The sequence below is a fragment of the Brevibacterium sp. HMSC07C04 genome (assembly GCF_001815905.1).
Taxonomy (GTDB): Bacteria; Actinomycetota; Actinomycetes; order Actinomycetales; family Brevibacteriaceae; genus Brevibacterium.
The window spans coordinates 182,599-204,154 of record NZ_KV823244.1 but is presented as its reverse complement, the minus strand read 5'-3'; the positions used below and the strand labels follow the sequence as shown (position 1 = coordinate 204,154).

At 63.1% G+C, this 21,556-nt stretch carries 15 protein-coding genes; 4 read left to right on the top strand and 11 right to left on the bottom strand.

Translation table 11 applies throughout. From position 1 onward, the window contains the following. Nucleotides 1-44 precede the first annotated feature (44 nt). Nucleotides 45-1,019 carry a heme o synthase gene (locus tag HMPREF3162_RS03255; RefSeq protein ID WP_070572650.1) on the bottom strand — a complete coding sequence of 325 codons (975 nt, stop codon included), beginning with the start codon at nt 1,017-1,019 and terminating at the stop codon, nt 45-47. 152 nt (nt 1,020-1,171) lie between these two features. On the opposite strand from HMPREF3162_RS03255, the gene tkt reads away from it, so the two are divergent. The 4 genes from tkt (at nt 1,172) to HMPREF3162_RS03235 (ending at nt 7,760) form a co-directional block, all read left to right on the top strand. Then, nucleotides 1,172-3,253: a transketolase gene (tkt, locus tag HMPREF3162_RS03250; RefSeq protein WP_070776890.1), complete on the top strand. Its 2,082-nt coding sequence runs from the start codon at nt 1,172-1,174 to the stop codon at nt 3,251-3,253. Next, nucleotides 3,250-4,341 carry a transaldolase gene (tal, locus tag HMPREF3162_RS03245; RefSeq protein WP_070776889.1) on the top strand — a complete coding sequence of 364 codons (1,092 nt, stop codon included), beginning with the start codon at nt 3,250-3,252 and terminating at the stop codon, nt 4,339-4,341. The genes tkt and tal overlap by 4 nt, the downstream gene beginning before the upstream one ends. Continuing rightward, on the top strand, nt 4,338-5,945 hold the full coding sequence (locus HMPREF3162_RS03240; protein WP_070776888.1) for a hypothetical protein: 1,608 nt from the start codon (nt 4,338-4,340) through the stop codon (nt 5,943-5,945). Before tal ends, HMPREF3162_RS03240 begins: the two co-directional genes overlap by 4 nt. 153 nt (nt 5,946-6,098) lie before the next feature. Then, complete coding sequence (locus tag HMPREF3162_RS03235) at nt 6,099-7,760, top strand: alanine/glycine:cation symporter family protein (RefSeq protein ID WP_226829176.1); 1,662 nt, start codon at nt 6,099-6,101, stop codon at nt 7,758-7,760. Between the two features lie 211 nt (nt 7,761-7,971). Here the strand turns inward: HMPREF3162_RS03235 and secG are convergent, their stop codons facing one another. Genes secG through HMPREF3162_RS03185 form a run of 10 tightly spaced genes read right to left on the bottom strand, consistent with a single transcriptional unit; the run spans nt 7,972 to nt 21,527 of the window. Then, on the bottom strand, nt 7,972-8,214 hold the full coding sequence (gene secG, locus HMPREF3162_RS03230) for a preprotein translocase subunit SecG (RefSeq protein WP_070572641.1): 243 nt from the start codon (nt 8,212-8,214) through the stop codon (nt 7,972-7,974). Nucleotides 8,215-8,227: 13 nt separating this feature from the next. Next, complete coding sequence (tpiA, locus tag HMPREF3162_RS03225) at nt 8,228-9,019, bottom strand: triose-phosphate isomerase (RefSeq protein WP_070776886.1); 792 nt, start codon at nt 9,017-9,019, stop codon at nt 8,228-8,230. 10 nt (nt 9,020-9,029) lie between these two features. Then, nucleotides 9,030-10,250 carry a phosphoglycerate kinase gene (gene pgk / locus HMPREF3162_RS03220; protein ID WP_070776885.1) on the bottom strand — a complete coding sequence of 407 codons (1,221 nt, stop codon included), beginning with the start codon at nt 10,248-10,250 and terminating at the stop codon, nt 9,030-9,032. Nucleotides 10,251-10,275: 25 nt separating this feature from the next. Beyond that, a complete protein-coding gene (gene gap, locus HMPREF3162_RS03215; RefSeq protein ID WP_070776884.1) occupies nt 10,276-11,280 on the bottom strand; it encodes a type I glyceraldehyde-3-phosphate dehydrogenase in 1,005 nt (334 codons plus the stop codon). A gap of 48 nt (nt 11,281-11,328) precedes the next feature. Then, nucleotides 11,329-12,312, bottom strand: a complete 984-nt coding sequence (whiA, locus tag HMPREF3162_RS03210; protein WP_070572635.1) for a DNA-binding protein WhiA — start codon at nt 12,310-12,312, stop codon at nt 11,329-11,331. Between the two features lie 16 nt (nt 12,313-12,328). After that, nucleotides 12,329-13,342 (bottom strand): gluconeogenesis factor YvcK family protein, encoded by a 1,014-nt coding sequence (yvcK, locus tag HMPREF3162_RS03205; RefSeq protein WP_070776883.1) that lies wholly within the window; start codon nt 13,340-13,342, stop codon nt 12,329-12,331. A 1-nt stretch (nt 13,343) separates the two neighbouring features. Further along, nucleotides 13,344-14,216: an RNase adapter RapZ gene (gene rapZ, locus HMPREF3162_RS03200; RefSeq protein ID WP_070572631.1), complete on the bottom strand. Its 873-nt coding sequence runs from the start codon at nt 14,214-14,216 to the stop codon at nt 13,344-13,346. 32 nt (nt 14,217-14,248) lie between these two features. Beyond that, the gene (gene uvrC, locus HMPREF3162_RS03195) at nt 14,249-16,105 is read right to left on the bottom strand and encodes an excinuclease ABC subunit UvrC (protein ID WP_070776882.1); all 1,857 of its coding nucleotides are present in this window, start codon (nt 16,103-16,105) and stop codon (nt 14,249-14,251) included. After that, a complete protein-coding gene (gene uvrA, locus HMPREF3162_RS03190) occupies nt 16,098-18,995 on the bottom strand; it encodes an excinuclease ABC subunit UvrA (protein ID WP_070776881.1) in 2,898 nt (965 codons plus the stop codon). Before uvrA ends, uvrC begins: the two co-directional genes overlap by 8 nt. Before the next feature lie 3 nt (nt 18,996-18,998). Further along, complete coding sequence (locus HMPREF3162_RS03185) at nt 18,999-21,527, bottom strand: DEAD/DEAH box helicase (protein ID WP_070572626.1); 2,529 nt, start codon at nt 21,525-21,527, stop codon at nt 18,999-19,001. Between the last annotated feature and the right edge of the window lie 29 nt (nt 21,528-21,556).

Genomic DNA, 21,556 nt, shown 5'->3' with positions numbered 1-21,556 from the left:
CGGTGAGAAATTTCTCACCGGCCCCGCTGTTCTGCAGTCAGGAATCAGCCGAGGAACGGATTGAGGAACGGATCGATTGCAACTGCCAGGAACAGAATCGAAAGGTAGGTGATGGATCCGTGGAAAACGCGCATGGCCTTCAGCTGCGTTCCGCTCAGCCCCTGCTTTGCGCGCTTGAGGAAGGTGATGCACTCCCACATGAACCAAGCGCCCGAGCCCAGGGCGACAACCGTGTACAGCGGGCCCATGGGCGCCAGCGGGATGACAGCCAAAGATGCAGCGATCATCGCCACCGTGTAGCCGATCATCTGCACGCCGACGGTCTTCGGCGGCACCTTGTTGGGCAACATCGGAACATCGGCGGCTTCATAGTCGGCCTTGTATTTGATGGCCAGCGGCCAGTAGTGCGGCGGGGTCCAGAAGAACACCACGAGGAAAAGCGCAACGGGCGCCCAGTCAAGCGAACCGGTGACGGCAGACCAGCCGATGAAGACCGGCATGCAGCCTGCCGCGCCTCCCCAGACGATGTTCTGGGTGGTGCGGCGTTTGAGGACCATGGTGTAGAAGACCGCGTACAGGAGGATCGCAGCGGCGGTCAGGCCAGCCGCAACCCAGTTGGTGAAGCCGCCCATCCACAGAATCGAGCCGATGCCCAGTGAGAACGCGAAGATCGTCGCTTCTTTCACCGAGATTTCGCCGGTGACAAGGGGGCGGGTTTCGGTCCGGGCCATGCGGGCGTCGATGTCGCGGTCGAAAATCGAGTTGAACACCGAAGCTGACGCGGCGGCGGCCGAACCGCCGATGAGGGTGGCGACGATGAGCCAAAGATTGGGCAGTCCGCGTTCGGCAAGGAACATCACCGGCGCTGTCGTGACCAGCAGCAGTTCGATGACGCGGGGTTTGGTCAGTGAGACAAAGGCCATGAAGCGGCTGCGGTTCTCAACCGAAGCAGCCGGTCGCTGTTCATCCCGAAGACGCTGCAGCGGTCGTTCTGCTTGGTGCTGCTGATGAGCGCTCACGCATTCACTTCCTGTAGTCGACGCGGTTGTTCTCACTGGATTCTCCCAGCGTCCGCTCATTCTATCGGCTGTTCCTGTGAATACCAGCTCCCACCCGGTGTGCGCGCCCGTTACAGTTGGTGTGGACGCACGTCAACAGGAGGAACCTTCGCATGAGCTCGCTGAACTGGTCTGCCGAAGACCAGGCTGCTGTCAACACTGCTCGACTTCTCGCCGCTGATGCCGTTCAGGCTGCCGGCAACGGCCACCCCGGCACCGCTATGAGCCTCGCACCCGCCGCGCACTACCTGTACCAGTATGCGATGACCCACAGCCCGGCCGATCCGAACTGGATCGGCCGCGACCGCTTCGTTCTGTCAGCGGGACACGCCAGCCTTACGCAGTACATTCAGCTGTTCCTCACCGGCTACGGGCTGGAACTTGACGACATCAAGCAGCTGCGCCAATGGGGTTCGCTCACCCCCGGCCACCCCGAGGTGGGGCACACCGCGGGCGTTGAAATCACCACGGGCCCGCTTGGCTCCGGCATTGCAAGCGCTGTCGGCATGGCTATGGCGGCACGGCGCGAACGCGGTCTGTTCGACCCCGAAACACCGAAGAGCGAAAGCGTTTTCGACCACAGCATCTTCGTCATCGCCGGTGATGGCGACCTCCAGGAGGGCGTATCCGGCGAAGCTTCATCGCTTGCGGGCACTCAGCGTCTGAGCAACCTCATCGTCATCTGGGACGACAACCGCATCTCCATTGAAGACGACACTTCGATCGCGTTCACCGAAGACGTCGAGGCACGCTACGCAGCCTACGGCTGGCACACCCAGCACGTTTCCTGGGTCAAGGAAGACGGCACCTACCTCGAAGATCTCGACGCCCTCCACCTCGCAGTGGAAGCGGCCAAGGAAGACGACCGTCCGTCCTTCATTCGCCTGTCGACCATCATCGCCTGGCCGGCCCCGAACGCTCAGAACACGGGAGCTGCGCACGGTGCTGCGCTCGGTGACGACGAGATCGCCCAGACCAAACGGCTGCTGGGCTTCGACCCTGAAGAGAAGTTCGCCATCGCCCCGGAGGTTCTCGACTACACCCGCAAGGCCGCAGAGCGCGGCCGCGAAGCACAGCGAGACTGGAACGAGCGCTTCCAGCAGTGGCGCAGCGCCAACCCCGAAGCCGCGACGCTGTACGGCCGTCTGCAGGCGCGCGAACTGCCCGAAGGCCTCACAGACACGCTGCCGACTTTCGAAGCAGACGACAAGGGAATTGCGACGCGCGCAGCTTCCGGTCAGGTTCTTCAGGCACTCGGCGCAGCGATGCCCGAACTGTGGGGCGGATCTTCTGACCTCGCCGGTTCGAACAACACCCTCATCAAGAATGATCCATCATTCCTCCCAGAAGATCGCTCTTCGGAAATGTTCCGCGGCACCGAATACGGCCGCAACCTGCACTTCGGTGTTCGCGAGTTCGCCGCAGGGCTGATCTGCAACGGCATCGCCCTGCACGGGCCCACCCGGCCGTACTCGGGCACCTTCCTCGTGTTCTCCGACTACCAGCGGGCTGCTGTCCGCCTGGCTGCACTGCAGAACCTGCCGAACATCTTCGTGTGGACCCATGACTCCATCGGCCTTGGCGAAGACGGCCCGACCCACCAGCCGGTTGAGCACTTAAGCGCCCTGCGCGCAATTCCGGGACTCGACGTGGTGCGACCCGCTGACGCCAACGAAACCGTCTGCGCGTGGCTGAAGATCCTCCAGCGCACCGACGGGCCCTCCGGTCTTGTGCTGTCGCGCCAGAATCTGCCCGTACTCGACCGGACAGAACTCGCCGGCGCGGAGAACACCGCCAAGGGCGCCTACGTTCTGTCTGACGATCCAGAACCCGAGGTCATCCTCATGGCCACCGGCTCAGAAGTTCAGCTGGCGCTCGAAGCCGCTGCGCAGCTGCGCCACGACGGCACTGCGGTGCGCGTCGTCTCGATGCCCAGCCACGAATGGTTCGACGCTCAGCCCCGCGACTACCGCGACAGCGTTCTGCCTCCGACCCTGCGGGCACGCGTCTCGGTCGAAGCCGGCTCGGCAATGAGCTGGCACCGCTACCTCGGCACGGACGGCCGCGCTGTTTCGCTCGAACACTTCGGAGCTTCAGCCGACTACAAGCGCCTCTACCAAGAGTTCGGCATCACGGCCGACGCGGTCGTCACCGCCGCACGCGAATCCATCCGCGCCGCCAAGGAGGAACAGTGAACCTTCAGACCCTGAGCAACAACGGCGTTTCCATCTGGCTGGACGACCTTTCGCGCACTCGCATTGAATCCGGCTCGCTCGCGCAGTCCGTGGCAGAAGACTCTGTTGTCGGAGTGACGACGAATCCGACAATCTTCGCGGCAGCACTTGCCGAGGGAAGCGGCTACGCAGACCAGCTGAGCGAGCTCAAGGCCAGCGGCACTTCGACAGAGGATGCTGTCGACGCGCTCACCGTGCGCGATGTCGCTCTGGCCTGCGACATCCTCAAACCTGTCTACGACGCCACGGACGGCCGCGACGGCCGCGTGTCCATCGAAGTCCCGCCGACGCTTGCCCACGATGCCGAGGGAACGGTCAAGTGCGCGCTGAAGCTTCACCGCATGATCGACCGCCCAGGCGTCATGATCAAGATTCCCGCCACACCCGAGGGCCTGCGGGCCATCACCGCGGTCACCGCTGAGGGAATCAGCGTCAACGTCACCCTCATCTTCTCGCTTGATCGCTACCGCAGGGTGGTCGAGGCGTACATCAACGGGCTCGAAAGGGCGCGCGAAGCAGGCCACGACCTCGGCACCATTCACTCCGTAGCATCGATCTTCGTGTCCCGCGTGGACACAGAAGTGGACAAGCGCCTGGAGAACATCGGCACCGACGCGGCTCTGGCTCTGCGTGGAAAGGCCGGAATCGCCAACTGTCGTGCTGCCTACCGCATTGCCGAAGAGCAGTTCAGCTCCGAGCGCTTTGCCGTTCTCGAAGCAGCCGGTGCCAACCGGCAGAGACCGCTGTGGGCCTCAACCGGCACGAAGAACCCCGAGTACCGCGACACGCTCTACGTCGAAGAGCTCACGGCCCCCGGAACCGTCAACACAATGCCGGAGAAGACCCTGCGCGCCTACGCCGAACACGGCCACGACAAGGGTGATGCCGTCACCGGCACTGCAGCCGAAGCCAACAGCGTGCTCAATGCGCTGGCTTCCGAAGGCATCGACTACGCGGACGTCATGCGGGTGCTTGAAGACGAGGGCCTGCAGAAGTTCGACGACAGCTGGGCCGAGCTCGTACAGACGGTCGAGGCGGGTCTGCGATGAAGGTCGTCCTCTCCCCTGCCTCCCACGAGTCCTATGATCATGAACTGAAGGTCCTCACTGAGGCTCGTGCTGCGTCACGCCTGGCCGCCCGCGATTCTCAGCTGTGGGGCGATTCCTGCGCTGCCACAGCTGAGAATCGCCTTGGCTGGGTGGATCTGCCGAAAGTCGAACACCCCGAAATCGCTCGCGCCGAAGAGCTGCGCCGCGAACTGGCCAAAAGCGGTGTGCACCGTTTTGTCCTGTCCGGCATGGGCGGGTCGTCGCTGGGAGCGGCCGTTATCGCTCGCGCTCTCGAGGTGGAGCTCACCTTTCTGACGAGCACGGCACCCGCCGCTGTGCACCGGGCTTTCGGCGACGACCTCAAGCACACGGGACTGATCGTCGCATCGAAATCAGGCACAACGGTCGAAACCCGCTCACACCTTGCCGCTTTTGAGGCCGCCTGCGCCGACGCCGGCCTCGACCCCGCCGAACGGGTCATCGCCATTACAGACCCCGGTTCACAGCTGAACGACCTCGAGCGCTTCACCGCGGTCTTCACGACCCCGGCCGATGTCGGCGGGCGCTATTCGGCACTCACCGCCTTCGGCCTTGTCCCCGCCGTTTTGGCCGGCGGCGATCCGCGACCGCTGCTGGAGGCGGCTGCGCAGAGTGCCGCTGTGCTCGGCCGTGACGACGACAACCCCGCGGTTGAACTGGCGGCGTTCCTCTCCAGCGCTCACGCTCGCGATGTCGACAAGCTCGTTCTGGCGGACCAGACCGGCGTCGGTTTGGGTGCATGGATCGAGCAGCTCGTAGGCGAATCGCTCGGCAAGGACGGCAGGGGGCTTCTGCCGATTGCCGTTGCAGACCCGAACTCCGATCTCATCCAGAAGGCCGGGCCGGACGTCAGCATTGTCCAACTCGCCCTGGACGGCGAAGACAGCACGGAGCTTCCTGCGCCCGTATCCGGCCACATGGCCACAGTCACGGCCGAGCTCGGAGCTGCGCTCTACCTGTGGGAATTCACAACCGCCCTTCTGGCTTTCTCCACGGCCGTCGATCCCTTTGACCAACCCGACGTTGAATCCGCCAAAGCCTCCGCCCGGGCCGCCCTTGCAGATCCCGAAGCGGTTCACGGCATGGACCTTGTGTTCAGCTACGAAAACATCGACGTCTACGGCAATGAGCACGCGCTGGCCAGCGTGCGCAGCATCAGCGGGACCGTTCAGGCCCTGGCCGGTGCCGTTCCCGAGTTCGGATACGTAGCCGTCCAGGCTTTTGTCGACCCGGAGCGCTTTGCTGCGATCGAGGCGCTGCGCGAAGCAGTTTTCCGCCTGACCGGACTTGTCACCACCTTCGGCTTCGGGCCGGCCTATCTGCACTCCACCGGGCAGTACCACAAGGGCGGGCGGAACAATGGGGCCTTCATCCAGATCACCGCCGACCCTGCGGGCGAAGACCTCGCAGTTCCCGGTGCCGACTGCTCTTTTGCACAGCTGCTCAGCGCACAAGCCGACGGCGATGCGGATGCACTCCGCCGCGCGGGACGTCCCGTCGTTCGCCTGCACCTGCGCACCGACGGATGGACACAACTGGAGCGCTCACTCGGACTGAAAGGATAGGGGAAGCCTCGGACTGGAGGAAAGGAAGCAGAGACTTTCTGACCGGCACTTGTGCATTCGCTCTGCAATTGCCCTAGGGTATATGCATGCCGCGGATCACTGTAACTCTATGACTCCACGGCCGAGACCATGTACCCGATCTTCGGAGAGATTATGATCTCTGGTTCACAACCAGAAGTCCTGGCACAAGGGGGCTCACTCGAGTCCGTCGACGCGACTATTCAGAGCATCCTGGGCCCGTTCTCAGACTGGCTCAACAAGGTCGTCTTCTACGCACCGAGCGTCGGCGGCGTTGAGATTCCGCTCATCGTCGTCTGGCTGATGGCCGGCGCGATCTTCCTGACCGTCTACCTGCGGTTCCAGCCCATCACGGGCCTCAAATACTCCTACAAGGTGATTCAGGGTCGGCTGACCCGCAAGACCGACCCCGGCCAGGTGTCCTCTTTCCAAGCACTTGCGACTGAGCTTTCGGGAACGGTCGGGCTGGGCAACATCGCCGGTGTGGCCGTCGCCATCACCATCGGCGGCCCCGGCGCAGTCCTGTGGATCATCATCTTCGGCCTCCTTGCCATGACCATGAAGATGGTTGAAGCCACTCTCGGTGTGAAGTATCGCGAGGTCGACGCCAAGGGCGAAACCATCGGCGGCCCCATGTACTACCTGCGCAACGGTCTGCGCGAAAAGGGCATGCCGCGCTTCGGTTCGTTCCTCGGCTACTTCTACGCCGCCGCAACCCTCATCGGCGTGTTCGGTGCCGGCAACCTGTTCCAGGCCAACCAGGTTGCGATGCTCGTGCAGAACGCCACCGGCGGCGAAGACTCCTTCTTCGCGGGCCGTCTGTGGCTCATCGGCCTGATCCTTGCCATTCTCAGCGGTGCCGTCATCCTCGGCGGCATCAGCCGCATCGCACAGTGGACCTCCGCCATCACTCCCCTCATGGGCGTCCTCTACGTAGCCTGTGTTCTCATCATCATCGTCATCAACATTCAGCACCTGCCGGGCGCTGTCGGCGCTATCTTCACCGGCGCGTTCACAGGTGAGGGCGTATCCGGTGGCATCGTCGGCGTTGCCATTGTCGGCATTCAGCGAGCACTGTTCTCAAACGTCGGCGGTGTCGGCACCGCCGGTATGGCCCACGCGGCCGTGAAGACTCGCGAGCCGGCGACTGAAGGCTTCACTGCACTGTGGGAGCCGTTCGTCGACTCCGTCGTCGTCTGCACCCTGACGGGCCTTGCCATCACGATCACCGGCGTCTACCAGGGTGACGCAAGCGGCGACGGCATTGTCCTGACCACCGAAGCGTTCGCCACTGTTTCCTCGTGGTTCCCGATCTTTGTCACCGTTGCGGCGATTCTGTTCGGCTTCTCGACGGTTCTGTCCTACGCCTACTACGGCGAGGTTGCCATCGGCTTCCTCACCAAGAAGAGCCGCGCAGCCGTTCGGGGCTTCCACATCGTGTGGATCCTGGCCGTCGTCGTCGGTTCGGCTATGACCCTTGAGAGCGTCGTCGGCATTTCTGACGCCACGCTGTTCATCATGGCCTTCCCGAACCTGCTGGGAATCTACTTCCTGGCGCGCAGGACCAAGAAGGAGATCTGGACCTACCGTGCCCGCGTCAAGGCCGGAACTCTCGACGAGATCCCAGAAGACCTGCAGGTCGGTCTGCGCGATCACGAACCGACACAGCAGCAGATCAAGGAAGAAGACGCCCGCCTGAAAGCAGAAGGCGAGAAGCAGTCGCGCGTTCGCCGGGCATTCCGAAAGATCACCGCTGACCGTCGCGAAGGACGCGAAGACAAACACACCAAGCTGTAGACAGCAGCTTTACGCAGCGGACGTCAGTATGCCGCAGCGACTGAGGGCCTCGCAGCGTATGGCTGCGAGGCCCTCAGTCATGATGCCGACAGGATCTGGATACGGGGCAATAGGCGCAAACACGCATCGCACTGCGCATCCGTCTGATTCCGCATCTGCACAAAAAGCGCCGCTGCCGTTGCGGCAGCGGCGCCTATGCGCGGCTTAGGTCCTACTGGAAGCGGACGATGAGTCCCAGAAGCACAATGCAGGCAACCCACACAATCGCCGTCAGCGCGGTGAACCTGTTGAGGTTGCCTTCGGCGACGCCGGACGAACCGAGGTTAGAGCTCATACCGCCGCCGAACATATCGGACATGCCGCCGCCCTTGCCTTTGTGCAGAAGAATGAACAGCACAAGAATGAAGCTCGAGAGCACGAGCACGCCAGTCAGAATCCACGTCAGAATAGTCACGCCGAATATCCTATCAGTCAGCCGAAGCGCGGACAGCGGTCTTGCACAGTGCGGCGAAGCCAGTCGGGTCCAAACTCGCCCCTCCGACCAGCGCACCGTCGACGTCTGACTGGCGCATGATGTCCCCGACGTTGTCCTGGTTGACCGACCCTCCGTAGAGGAGTCGCACCAACTGCGCGAATCCATCACCGTAGGTGTCGCTCAGCAGTCCGCGCACGGCCGTCGCCATCGTCCCGGCGTCATCAGCCGTCGCAGTTTCTCCCGTGCCGATCGCCCAAACCGGCTCATATGCGATGACAAGGCCTTCGAGTTCGTCTGCCGATTGGCCTTCAAGTGCCCCGGAAACCTGAGCCAGGGTGTATTCGATGTGCGTGCCCGCGGCGCGCACGTCCTGTGGTTCGCCCACGCAGAGGATCGGGGCCAGCCCGTGGCGACGAGCCGCCCGAACCTTCTGGCCGATGATTTCGTCGTCCTCACCGTGATGTGCTCGCCTTTCAGAGTGTCCGACGACAACGTACTGACAGCCGAGCTGATTGAGGAAGCGTCCGCTGATCTCGCCGGTGAAAGCGCCTTCGTCATGAGCCGAAAGGTCCTGCGCGCCATAGGACACAGGGATCTTATCGGCCTGAACGAGGGTCTGCACCGAACGGATGTCGGTGAACGGAGGGATCACCGCAATGTCAGCGGTCGATCCGTCGAAGCGCGCATCGCGCAGCGACCATGCCAGCTTCTGGACCGAGGCGATCGCCTCGAGATGATCGTTGTTCATCTTCCAGTTGCCGGCCAGGAGTGGTTTGCGGGTCATTGGTGTGCTTTCAGTTGAGTGCTGTCAGTCCGGGGAGTTCTTTGCCTTCGAGGTATTCCAGGCTCGCGCCGCCCCCGGTGGAGATGTGGCCGAAGTCGGCTTCGGAAAAGCCCAGGGAGCGCACTGCTGCCGCGGAGTCTCCCCCGCCGACAACTGTGAGGCGGCCGTCGGCTTCAGATCCGTGAACTGTCGTCAGCGCCTCGGCTACCGCTTTGGTGCCCGCAGCGAAGGCAGGGATCTCGAATACGCCCATGGGGCCGTTCCAGAACACCGTCTTTGCCTTCTTGATGATCTCTGCGAAGTGCGCTGCGGATTCGGGCCCGATGTCGAGCCCCATAGCGTCGGCACCGGCCGGAGTGCCTTCCAAAGCGTCGACGGACGCAACCCAGTGGTCCGCGTCAGCCCCGAACTTCTCGGCCATGACGATGTCAGTGGGCAGGACGATGTCGACGCCGGCTTTTTCTGCCTTTTCCAGGTATCCCCGGACGGTGTCGATCTGGTCTTCTTCCAGCAGCGACGAGCCGACCTTGCAGCCCTGCGCTTTGAGGAAGGTGAAGACCATGCCGCCGCCGATCAGCAGCGAGTCAGCCCGGTCGATGAGCGAATCGATGACGCCGAGCTTGTCGGAGACCTTCGAGCCGCCGAGAACAACAGCGTAGGGCCGCTCAGGATCATGCAGCAGACGTTCGCTGACTTCGACTTCAGCCGCGACGAGCTCCCCGGCATAGTGCGGGAGTCGTGCGGGAAGGTCGTAGACGCTTGCCTGTTTGCGGTGGACCACGCCGAAGCCGTCAGAGACGAAGACGTCGCCCAGAGCTGCCAGCTGATCGGCAAAAGCAGCGCGCTCGGCGTCGTCCTTCGAAGTTTCGCCCGGGTTGAAGCGCAGGTTCTCCAAAAGCAGCACCTCACCATCAGCCAGTGCAGCGACGCGGGCCTGAGCGTCTTCGCCCACGGTGTCCGCGGCGAACTGCACCGGACGGCCGATGGCCTCCGTCAGGGCCTGCGCCACCGGGCCAAGGCTGAACTCGGGGTTCGGCTCTCCCTTGGGTCGGCCCAGGTGGGCAATGACGATGACGCGCGCACCCGCTTCTGCAAGAGATGCGATGGTCGGCGCGGAGGCCTCGATCCGACCGCGGTCGGTGATTGTTTCGCCGTCCATCGGGACGTTGAGATCGGAGCGGACGATGACGCGCTTGCCGGCGAAGTCACTCGGGTTGGTGAGAGTCTGCATAGTGTCCTTTTCTCGGTGCCGGAACTCAGAGCCGTACGGCAACGTAGTCTGTCAGGTCGACCAGGCGTTCGGAATAGCCCCATTCATTGTCGTACCAGGAGACCACCTTGATCTGGTCGCCGACTTTGCGGGTCAGCTGAGCGTCAAAAATCGACGAACGGTCTTCCATGACGATGTCCGATGACACGATTGGGTCTTCCGTGTAGCCCAGAATGCCCTTGAGGGAGCCTTCCGCGGCCTTCTTGACCGCGGCGTTGACTTCGTCGACGGTGACGCTCCTGCTCGGCAGGAACGTCAGGTCGACGAGAGATCCCGTGACAACCGGCACGCGGACGGCGAAGCCGTCGAGCCTGCCTTTGAGCTCAGGCAGAACCTTGCCGACGGCATTGGCCGCGCCGGTGGTGGTCGGCACGATGTTGACCGCGGCGGCACGTGCTCGGCGCAGATCTTTGTGCGGTCCGTCAACGAGGGCCTGACCACCGGTGTAGGCGTGGATCGTAGTCATGATCCCGGATTCGATGCCGAACTCTTCGTGAAGGACTTTTGCCAGCGGGGCCAAGCAGTTGGTGGTGCAGGACGCGTTGGAGAACACGTGATGCTTCTGCGGGTCGAATTCTTCGTGGTTGACGCCCATGACGAACATGCCGTCGTCTTTTTTGCCCGGTGCCGACAGCAGGACCTTCTCAGCGCCGGCGTCGATGTGCTTCTGCGCCTGATCGCGCTTGCGGAACTTGCCGGTGGCTTCGATGACGATGTCGACCCCGAGCTCTCCCCAAGGGATGTCGGACGGGTCTTTGTGGGCGCTGGCGTGAATCGACTTGCCGTCGATGATGAGCGAATCGTCAGTGTGCTCTACGGTCCCGCCGAACCGACCCCACACGGTGTCATAGCGGAAGAGATGGGCGAGGCTGGCGTTGTCGGTGAGGTCATTGACGGCAACCACTTCGAGTGAAGTGCTTCCGGCGAGGATCTGGCGCAGAACGGAACGGCCGATGCGGCCGAAGCCGTTGATTCCGATGCGGACTGTCATGGTGTCTGCCTTTCGCGTGTTCTGAGTTCCGTGAGTTCGAGGTGGGGGTCAGACGTCGTCGAGCATTTCGGGTGTGAGACTGGCTTTGGTGTCGGGAACGCCCGTTTCCTCGGCCTTTTTGTCCGCGGTGGCCAGCAGCCTGCGAACACGGCCGGCAATGGCGTCTTTTGTCATGGGGGGATCGGCCAGCTGGCCGAGTTCTTCGAGCGAGGCCTGTTTGTGCTTCAGCCTCAGCTCTCCAGCGTAGCGGAGGTGATCGGGTACGTCGTCACCGAGAATCTCCAGGGCTCGCTCAACACGCGCACCGGCTGCGACCGCAGCCCGCGCGCTGCGGCGCAGGTTGGCGTCGTCGAAGTTCGCCAGGCGGTTGGCGGTGGCCCGGACTTCGCGGCGCTGCCGTCCTTCTTCCCATTCACTGCGCACTTCGGCGGCACCCATGGCTTCGAGGAGTTCGCCGATTGCCTCACCGTCGCGGATGACAACGCGATCGACCCCGCGGACCTCCCGGGCTTTGGCGATGATACCCAAACGCCGCGCAGCGCCAACCAGCGCCAGTGCTGCTTCCGGTCCGGGACACGTGACTTCGAGAGCTGACGACCGGCCTGGTTCGGTGAGTGACCCGTGAGCGAGGAATGCTCCGCGCCAGGCGGCTTTGGAATCGTTGGTGGAGCCGTTGACGACTGCCGGGGGCAGTCCGCGGACGGGACGGCCCCGGTTGTCGATAAGCCCGGTCTGTCGGGCCAGCGCAGGCCCTTCTTCGGTGACGCGCACAATGTAGCGTTCCCGCTTGTTCAAACCCGAGGCTCCCGCAACGGCGACCTCCGGCGAAGCCCCGTAGAGAGTTGCAATCTCGCCGTAGAGGCGGCGGGCAGCCGCCGCAGTGTCGAGCTCAGCTTCGATGACGATTGAACCGGCCACGATGTGCAGAGCCGAAGCGAAGCGCAGCGTCGAGGCGACCTCGGCCTTGCGGGCGGGCGAGCGGCGTTCTTCCACCCTCGTGAGTTCGTCTTTGACCTTTGCGGTCAGGGACATGGGGTTCCTTCCTCAGTCACCACTGTTCATCGGTCTTGAGACCGGCGTTGACAAACATATCGCGATAGCACGCGGCAAGCTTCAGCGTGTCGTGCTGACCGCGGATCCGCGCGGCCAGGGGCCGGGCCCACAGTCTGGCCGCAAACAGCTTCTCTGCGGCATCGCGCAGACCGGCTTCTTCAGCGGCTGCAACTTCGTCGACGAGAATGTAGTCGAAGCTGAGCCCAGGCGCGTGCTCTTTCAACGACTCCAGGTGCTCGGTCAGGCTCAGGCCTCGGGTTTCCGCTGTCGCTCCCGGCAGGTTGAGAGTCAACGACTTCACAGCGGTCGAGGAGCAGATCGTCTCCGCCAGTTCCGGCACCAAGAGGTGCGGCATGACCGAGGTGTACCACGAACCGGGGCCGAGGTTGAGAACATCGGCCTGCTCCACCTCGGCGATTGTCTCCTTCCGCGCCGGCGGCGCGGCTGGAACGAGCTGAACCTGGGACACGGTCGCCCGGCACGAGGCGACTTGCGACTGACCGCGGATCACACCGGAAGTTCCCTGGCTGTCAGTGAAATCTGCTTCGATTGTCAGCGGCACCGACGACATGGGCAGCACACGACCGTGCGCTCGCAGGAGCCGAGCCACCCAGTCGAGGCCCTCGACTTCGTCCCCGTGGATCTGCCACAGAGCGCTGATGAGCAGATTGCCCACCGAATGCCCGTCAAGGCAACCGGAAGAGTCGAAGCGGTGCTGAATGACATCGCGCCAAATGCGACCCCACTCGCTGTCATCAGTCAAAGCGGCAAGCGCCATGCGCAGGTCCCCCGGCGGTAGACCGCCGAACTCCTGGCGCAGCCGGCCAGACGAGCCGCCGTCGTCGGCGACGGTGACCACGGCGACGAGATCTTCCGTCAGCAGGCGAAAAGCGCGCAGAGCGGCATACAGTCCATGGCCGCCGCCGAAAGACACGACCTTCGGTCCGGTGCGCCGGGCCGGGTGCTTCAGATACAGGGGAAGTTCCGCAGTGTTGACTGGGGGCTCCATGTCATTCCTTCCCCAGGTCCCTGTGGCGCAGGGTGACCGATGCGTGAGTCAGTTCGGCAAGTCTGCGGTGGACGGCTTCGGCGACCGCGACCGAGCGGTGTTTGCCGCCCGTGCAGCCAATCGCAATGGTCGCGTAGGGGCGGTGATCGGCGAGGTAGCCGTCGATGACGATTTCCAGCGCTGACACGTAGCGGTCGATGAAGTCCTGAGCACGCGGCTGTGTGAGCACATATTCGGCAACCGGTTCGTCTGTTCCGCGCAGGGCTTTGAGCTCCGGCACCCAGAAGGGATTCGGCAGAAAGCGGACATCCGCAACGTAGTCGGCGTCTTTCGGGGTGCCGTATTTGAAGCCGAAGCTCATAACCGTAAGCCGCAGCGCCGATGAACCGTCCTTGTCGAACAGACGGCGGATTTCATCGCCCAGCTGATGGACATTGAGGTCGGAGGTGTCGACGATGACATCGGCACTGGAGCGCACCGGCTCGAGTTCCCGCCGTTCGGCTTCCAGACCGTCGACAATGGTGCCCTCGCCCTGCAGCGGATGGGGGCGGCGAACAGATTCATAGCGGCGCACAAGAGCGTCGTCGGACGCATCGAGGTAGAGAACGCGGATGCCTTCGGGGCCGTGGAGATCGCGCAGGGTGTCCTTCAGTGTTGCGAACATGCCCCGCCCGCGCACGTCGGCCACAACAGCGACTTTCGGAGCGTCACCGTCGACCCGACTGACAATATCGACAAGACCGCTGATCATCTGCGGCGGCAGATTGTCGACAACGTACCAGCCCATGTCCTCGAGGGCCTTTGCCGCGGTTGAACGTCCGGCACCGGACATGCCCGTTACGACGAGCACGGTGTCACGCTGATTGGTCGTCATGCGATCTCCTTATTCTTCCCCGCTCAATTCTTTCAGTCTTTTCTGAACGCGGCCACAATGCGCTCCGCCAAGGCCGGGCCGATCCCCTTGACCTGGGTCAGCTCATCAGCGCTGGCCCTTTTGATCTTCGTAACAGACCCGAAGTGGTCAAGCAGCGCCTGCCTCTTGGCCGCGCCGAGGCCTTCGACCGTATCGAGTGCGGAAGCTGTGATTCTGCGTTTGCTGCGCTGGAAGGTGATGGCAAAGCGGTGGGCTTCGTCACGCACGCGCTGCAACATGAACAGGCCCTCGGAGTTGCGCGGAAAGATGACGGGGAATTCGTCCCACGAAACCCACACCTCTTCGAGCCGCTTGGCCAGGCCGACGACGGTGATGTCGACAAGGCCCAGGTCATCGAGCGCTCGCCTGGCAGCTGACACCTGCGGCAGGGCGCCGTCGACTACGAGCAGCGACGGCCGGTAGCCGAACTTGGGATCATCGTCTTCACTGGCCAGGGACTCCAGGTACCGGCTGAATCTGCGAGACACCACGTCGTACATGGCCGAGGTGTCGTCCCTAGCCGCGTCACCGGTCACCGAGAACCTGCGGTAGTCGCGTTTGACCGGCAGCCCGTCTTCGAACACCACGAGCGAACCCACGACGTCTTCGCCGTGGAAGTGCGAATTGTCAATGCACTCGATGCGCAGCGGAGGCTCTTCCAGACCCAGGTTCTCTTGGATCTCGTTGAGCGCCTGGCTGCGGGTGGTCAGATCCGACGACCGGCGCTTCTTGTGCAGCTCCAGAGCCTGTTCGGCATTGGCGACGACAGTTGTCAGCGCGGCAGCTTTTTCACCGCGCTCGGGAACGCGGATTGTGACCTTCGCGCCCCTGGTCTGGCTGAGCCAGTCCTCTAGGGTCGCGTGGTCTTCCGGCAGGGTGTCGACGAGGATTTCCTTCGGAATCGCCTCTGCTTCAACATCGAGGTAGGCCTGGCGCAGGTAGTCGCTTGTGAGCTGAGCGGCCGAAAGGTCCTGCATCCGCTCGATGATCCATCCGCGCTGACCGCGAATCCGACCGCCGCGCACGTGGAAGACCTGGACGGATGCCTCGAGCTCTTCGACTGTCAGTCCGAAGATGTCTGTGTCGACGTTCTGCGAGAGGATGACGGAGGACTTGTCGACGATCTTTTCGAGAGCTTCAATCTCGTCGCGCAGCTTCGCGGCCCTCTCGAAATCGAGTTCACCGGCGGCTTCTTTCATTGCCCGCCTGCGCGTGGAGATGATCTTCCCCGTGCTGCCCGACATGAATTCGGTGACGCCCTCAACGAGCTCCCGGTGCGCCTCCGGGGTGATCCGATCAACACACGGGGCAGAGCACTTGTCGATGTAGCCCAGCAGACAGGGCCTGCCCGAACGCGCGGCGCGGTCGAACACCGTCTTTGCGCACGTGCGCACGGGAAAAGCCTTCAACAGCAGGTCGAGAGATTCGCGGATGGCCCACACTGCGGTGAACGGACCGAAGTACTTCACGCCCTTGCGCCGTTTGCCCCGCGTGACGAAGACCCGCGGATAGCGGTCTTTCACCGTGACCGCCAGGTAGGGGTAGGACTTGTCGTCGCGGAACATGACGTTGAACCGCGGCTTGAATTCGTTGATCCACGTCCATTCAAGCCGCAGCGCCTCAACTTCGCTTTCCACGATCGTCCATTCGACGGACATCGCCGTATGGACCATCGTGAATGTCCGCGGGTGCAGGCCCGCCGGGTTGGCGAAATAGGAATTCAGCCGATTGCGCAGGTTCTTCGCCTTGCCGACGTAGATGATCCGCCGCTCATCATCGCGAAATCGGTAGACCCCGGGAAGAGTGGGGATCTCCCCCGGCTTAGGCCGATACTGACTGGGGTCAGCCAATGCGGCTCGCAATCTCGGGCATGGCTGCCAGATAGCGTCCGGTGTGGCTTGCCTCAACCTGAGCCACTTCTTCAGGCGTGCCGGCAGCCACAACCGTGCCTCCGCCTCGACCGCCTTCGGGCCCCATGTCGATGATGTAGTCACTGGCGGCAATCACGTCGAGGTTGTGCTCGATGACGATGACGGTGTTGCCCTTGTCGACGAGCCCCTGAAGCACCAGCAGCAGTTTCCGGATGTCCTCGAAGTGCAGGCCCGTGGTCGGTTCGTCAAGAACGTAGACGGCCCGGCCGCGCGTGCGCTTCTGCAGTTCTGCGGCGAGCTTCACGCGCTGGGCTTCGCCACCGGACAGCGTGGTTGCCGGCTGGCCCAAGCGCACATAGCCCAGGCCCACCTTGACGAGCGTGTTGAGGTGACGGGCAATTGCGGGAACCGCCTCAAAGAACTCGGCGGCCTCTTCGATCGGCATGTCGAGCACTTCGGCAATCGACTTGCCCTTGAACTTCACTTCGAGCGTTTCGCGGTTGTAGCGCGCTCCCCCGCACACTTCGCAGGGCACGTAGACGTCCGGCAGGAAGTTCATTTCGATTTTGATGGTGCCGTCACCCGAGCAGTTCTCGCAGCGGCCGCCCTTGACGTTGAACGAGAAGCGGCCCGGCTGGTAGCCGCGCATGCGCGCTGTTTCGGTTTCGGCGAACAGGCGCCGCACGTGGTCGAAAACGCCCGTGTAGGTGGCCGGGTTCGACCGTGGCGTGCGTCCGATGGGCGACTGGTCGACGTGGATGACCTTGTCGAGCTCTTCAACGCCCGTCACCCGCTTGTGCAGACCCGGGACCCGCTTGGCGTTGTTGAGCTTGTTGGCCAGTTCGCTGTACAGGATGTCGTTGACCAGCGTCGATTTCCCGGACCCGGACACGCCGGTTACAGATGTCAGCACCGACAGCGGGAACTTCACCGAGATGTCTTTGAGGTTATTGGCCCTCGCCCGCTCCACGCCGAGCATTCGCTTGCGGTCGACCCGGCGGCGCTCGTCCGGGACCCCGATCTTGCGGCGCCCGGCAATGTAGTCGCCAGTTGCGGACCCTTCCGCACGGGTCAGCTCCTTGACGGGGCCGGAGTAGACGACCTGACCGCCGTGTTCGCCAGCACCGGGACCGATGTCGACAATCCAGTCGGCCGCATCAATCGTCTCTTCGTCATGTTCGACGACGATCAGGGTGTTGCCCAGGTCGCGCAGCTTCATGAGTGTGTCGATCAGCCGCCTGTTGTCCCGCTGGTGCAGGCCGATTGACGGTTCGTCGAGCACGTACAGCACGCCTACGAGTCCCGAGCCGATCTGGGTGGCCAGGCGGATGCGCTGTGCTTCGCCGCCGGAGAGCGTGCCGGCGGCGCGGTCGAGTGACAGGTATTCCAGGCCGACGTCCAGCAGGAACTGCAGGCGGGCGCGAATTTCCTTCATCACCTGGTCGGCGATCTGCGCATCGCGCGCGCTCAGTTCGAGGCCGCCGAGGAATTCTGCTGCCTGATCAATCGCCATCCGGCTGACATCCGCTATCGAGGTGTCGGCCACCGTGACGGCGAGTGCTTCCGGCTTGAGCCTGGTTCCATCGCAGGAGGCGCACGGGACTTCCCGCATGTACGCTTCGTAGCGGTCACGGGCGGTATCGGATTCGGTCTCGCCGTGTTTGCGCAGGATGTAGTTGAACACACCCTCAAAGCCCGTTGAGTAGGTGCGCTCGCGTCCGAAGCGGTTGCGGTACTTAACGTGGACCTTGTAGTCCTTGCCCTGGAGAATCGCCTTGCGGGCTTTCTTCGGCAGATCCTTCCAAGGGGTTTTCAGGTCGAAGCCGATTTCATCGCCCAGTCCCTTAAGCAGGCGGTTGAAGTACTTCATGGTCGACTTGCCGTGCGACCACGCGGCGATTGCGCCCTCGCCGAGTGTCATTTCGTCATCGGGGACCACGAGGTGTTCGTCGACCTGCAGGCGCACCCCGATTCCATCGCACGCGGGGCAGGCGCCGAACGGCGAATTGAATGAGAATGTGCGCGGTTCGATCGTGTCGGTGGTCAGCGGGTGGTCATTGGGGCAGGACATGTGTTCGGAGAACGTTCGCATCTCGTCTGAATCGACCAGCAGAACGTCGAGGCGTCCGTCCGCCGTGCGCAGGGCGGTTTCCACCGAATCCGTCAGGCGCTGCCGGATGCCGTCTTTTGCGATGAGACGGTCGACGACAACCGAGATGTCGTGCTTGTACTGCTTCTTCAAGGTCGGCGGTTCGCTCAGGCTGATCTGTTCGCCGTCAACCCATGCACGTGAGAAGCCCTGGATCTGCAGCTGTTGGAACAGATCGGCGAACTCGCCTTTGCGCTGCCGGACTACCGGCGCCATGACGATGAACTTGGTGCGCTCCGGCAGACCGAGCAGCTGGTCGACGATCTGCTGGGGGGTTTGGCTGGAGATCTCCTCGCCGCACTGGGGGCAGTGGGGAATTCCGATTCGCGCCCACAGCAGGCGCATGAAGTCATAGACTTCGGTGATGGTGCCGACAGTCGAACGAGGGTTTCGCGAAGTGGACTTCTGATCGATCGACACCGCCGGCGACAGGCCCTCGATCATGTCGACGTCGGGTTTGTCCATCTGCCCTAAGAACATCCGCGCGTAGGAGGACAGGGATTCGACATAGCGGCGCTGGCCCTCGGCGAAGATCGTGTCGAACGCAAGTGACGATTTGCCGGAGCCGGACAGGCCGGAGAAGACGACGAGGCTGTCCCGCGGCACCTCGACATCGACGTTCTTGAGGTTGTGCGCCCGTGCGCCCTGCACGATGATCGTGTCGAGGTGAGACACTCCCCCGCCCGCGGGCCGATGAATCTGAGATTCGTATGTGGTCATGTGTCAGCTCTCCATTTCCGAACGCGGGGCGACGTCGATGATCGTCACCGCGGGTTCTCCAAGATCGTCCGAGGCGTCGAGGTCGACCCGGGCGCGGATGGCCCAGTCTTTGTCGCCTTCCGGATCGTCGAGTATCTGGTCGACCAGCCAGGTTCTGCCGTCGCGGCGGATGTGAATGAAATCAGCCGAACGCGCGTCGGCTCCCACCCCGAGCTCACCGTATTCGTCGTAGAACGCCTCGACGGCGTCCTCCCAGCGCCGGTGGTCCCAACCGTCGTCCCCGTCGAGCTCTCCCAGCGCCCGGTAGGCGGCGCGTTCAGCCAGCAGCACCCGGTGGAACAGTGCGTTGCGAACCAGGACTGTGAAAGCGCGCTCGTCGTCTGTGAGCTTACGCGTCGCGTGTTCCAACGGCAGTGTGTCGGTTTCCTCCGCACCGGCCCTGCGAAGCGCTTCCCATTCCTGCACGAGAGAAGAATCGACGCGCAGAACAAGATCGCCCAGCCAGTCGATGACGTCCTTCAGCGGCTCTGTCACGAGGTCTTCCGGCACGGTCTGCACCAGTGCGCGATAGACATCAGTCAGATAGCGAAGCAGTCCGCCCTCCACGCGTGCGAGCTTGTAGTACATGACGAACTGCGAAAAGTTCATGGCCTGGCTGATCATGTCGGCCACAACCGCTTTGGGCTCAATCCCGATTTCGCGCAGCCAGGGCGCGTGCTGCGTGAACGCCTCGAAGGCTTCGTCCAGAACTTCGCCGTTGGGGCGGGGCAGCTCCATTTCGTCGATGATCGCCATGCGCTCGTCATAGGGCACGCCCTCAGATTTGAGCGCTTGGATCTCTTCGCCCTTCAGCCGGTCCAGCTGTCCGCGAAGAACGTGGTACGGGACCTCCGTTGTCGCTTCGATGACGCTGAGCACATTGTCCGCCCAGTCGTCTGCTTCGGGATCGAAAAGCTCCAAGGCCGCCAGGGCGAACGGCGAAAGCGGCTGGTTGAGAGCGAACTGCGGGCCGAAGTCCTCGGCGAGCTCAAAGCGGACCTGACCGCTGTGTTCTGTGCGCACGAGAACTTCCGCGTTCAGCAGCGCACGGCCGATCCGCAGTGCGCGCAGCTGCATATCGAGCTTGCGGGCGGGTGTTTCATGGGTCGAGGCGATGAAGTCGCGCACGGTCTTGACGACGTCTCCCCCGCGTGCGGCAAGGTTGATGACGGTCGAATGCGCAATCTTCATGCGGGAGCGAAGCTCTTCGACCTCGCTGTCGCGCAGGTTCTCAAAAGTCTCCTGCGACCAGCCGACGAAGCCCGCCGGCGGCTGTTTCTTGGCCGGTTTTCGCTTCTTGCCGCTGTTGGCAGCCTTATCAGCTGCCTTCTTGTTCTCGATTTCGTGTTCGGGCGCCTGCGCGACCACATAGCCGACCGTGTCGAACCCGGCCCGACCCGCACGTCCGGCAATCTGCTGGAATTCACGAACCGAGAGCCTGCGCATCTTCGAACCGTCGAATTTCGTCAGAGCGGTCAGCAGCACAGTTCGGATTGGCACGTTGATGCCGATGCCGAGCGTGTCCGTGCCGGATATGACCTTGAGCAGACCCCGGCCCGCCAAGTGCTCGACAAGCCTGCGGTACTTGGGCAGCATGCCGGCGTGGTGAACGCCGATGCCGTGCAGCAGCAAGCGTTTGAGGGTTGTTCCGAACCCCTTCTGAAAGCCGAAGCCGCGGATCTCATCGGCGATCGCCTCGCGTTCTTCCCGGGTGGCAAGGTTCGCGCTGACAATCGACCCGGCGAGTTCCGCGGCCTGCCGCTGGGAGAACGAGACAACGTAGACGGGCGCCTGGTCGTGGCGAACGAGCGCGTGGAGTGTTTCGTGCAGCGGCTCTTCTGAGTAGCTGAACTCCAGCGGCACCGGCCGCTGCGCACCCGTGACATAGGAGGTCGATCTGCCGGTGAGCTGTTCCATGCCTTCGGCTATCGCTGTCGTGTCGCCGAGCGTGGCGGACATGAGAACGAACTGCGACTGCGGCAGCGTCAGCAGCGGCACCTGCCACGCCCAACCGCGCTGAGGGTCGCCGAAATAGTGGAATTCGTCCATGATGACAATTCCCACGTCCAGCAGCGGACCTTCGCGCAGCGCCTGGTTGGCAAGAATCTCCGCTGTAGCGCAGATGACGGGAGCGTCCGCGTTGACTGAACTGTCGCCGGTGACCATGCCGACGTTGTCAGCGCCCAAGCGCTCGCTTAGGTCGAAAAACTTTTCTGAGACGAGCGCCTTGATCGGCGCGGTGTAGTAGACCCTCACCCCGGTGCTCACACCCCAGTAGGCGGCGGCGAGGGCGACCATCGACTTACCCGAGCCAGTGGGAGTTGCAACGATCGTGTTGTCGCCTGCGAGAACTGCGAGTATCGCTTCCTGCTGCGCGTCGTACAGGTCCAGACCCAAACCGCTTACATAGTCTTCGAATGCTTCGTACACGGTGTCGGCAGAGGCGAATTCCTCCGGTATCTGCTCAAGTGCACTCACGAAGCGATTACCCATTCCTCAACTAGACTGACTGGGACTACCCA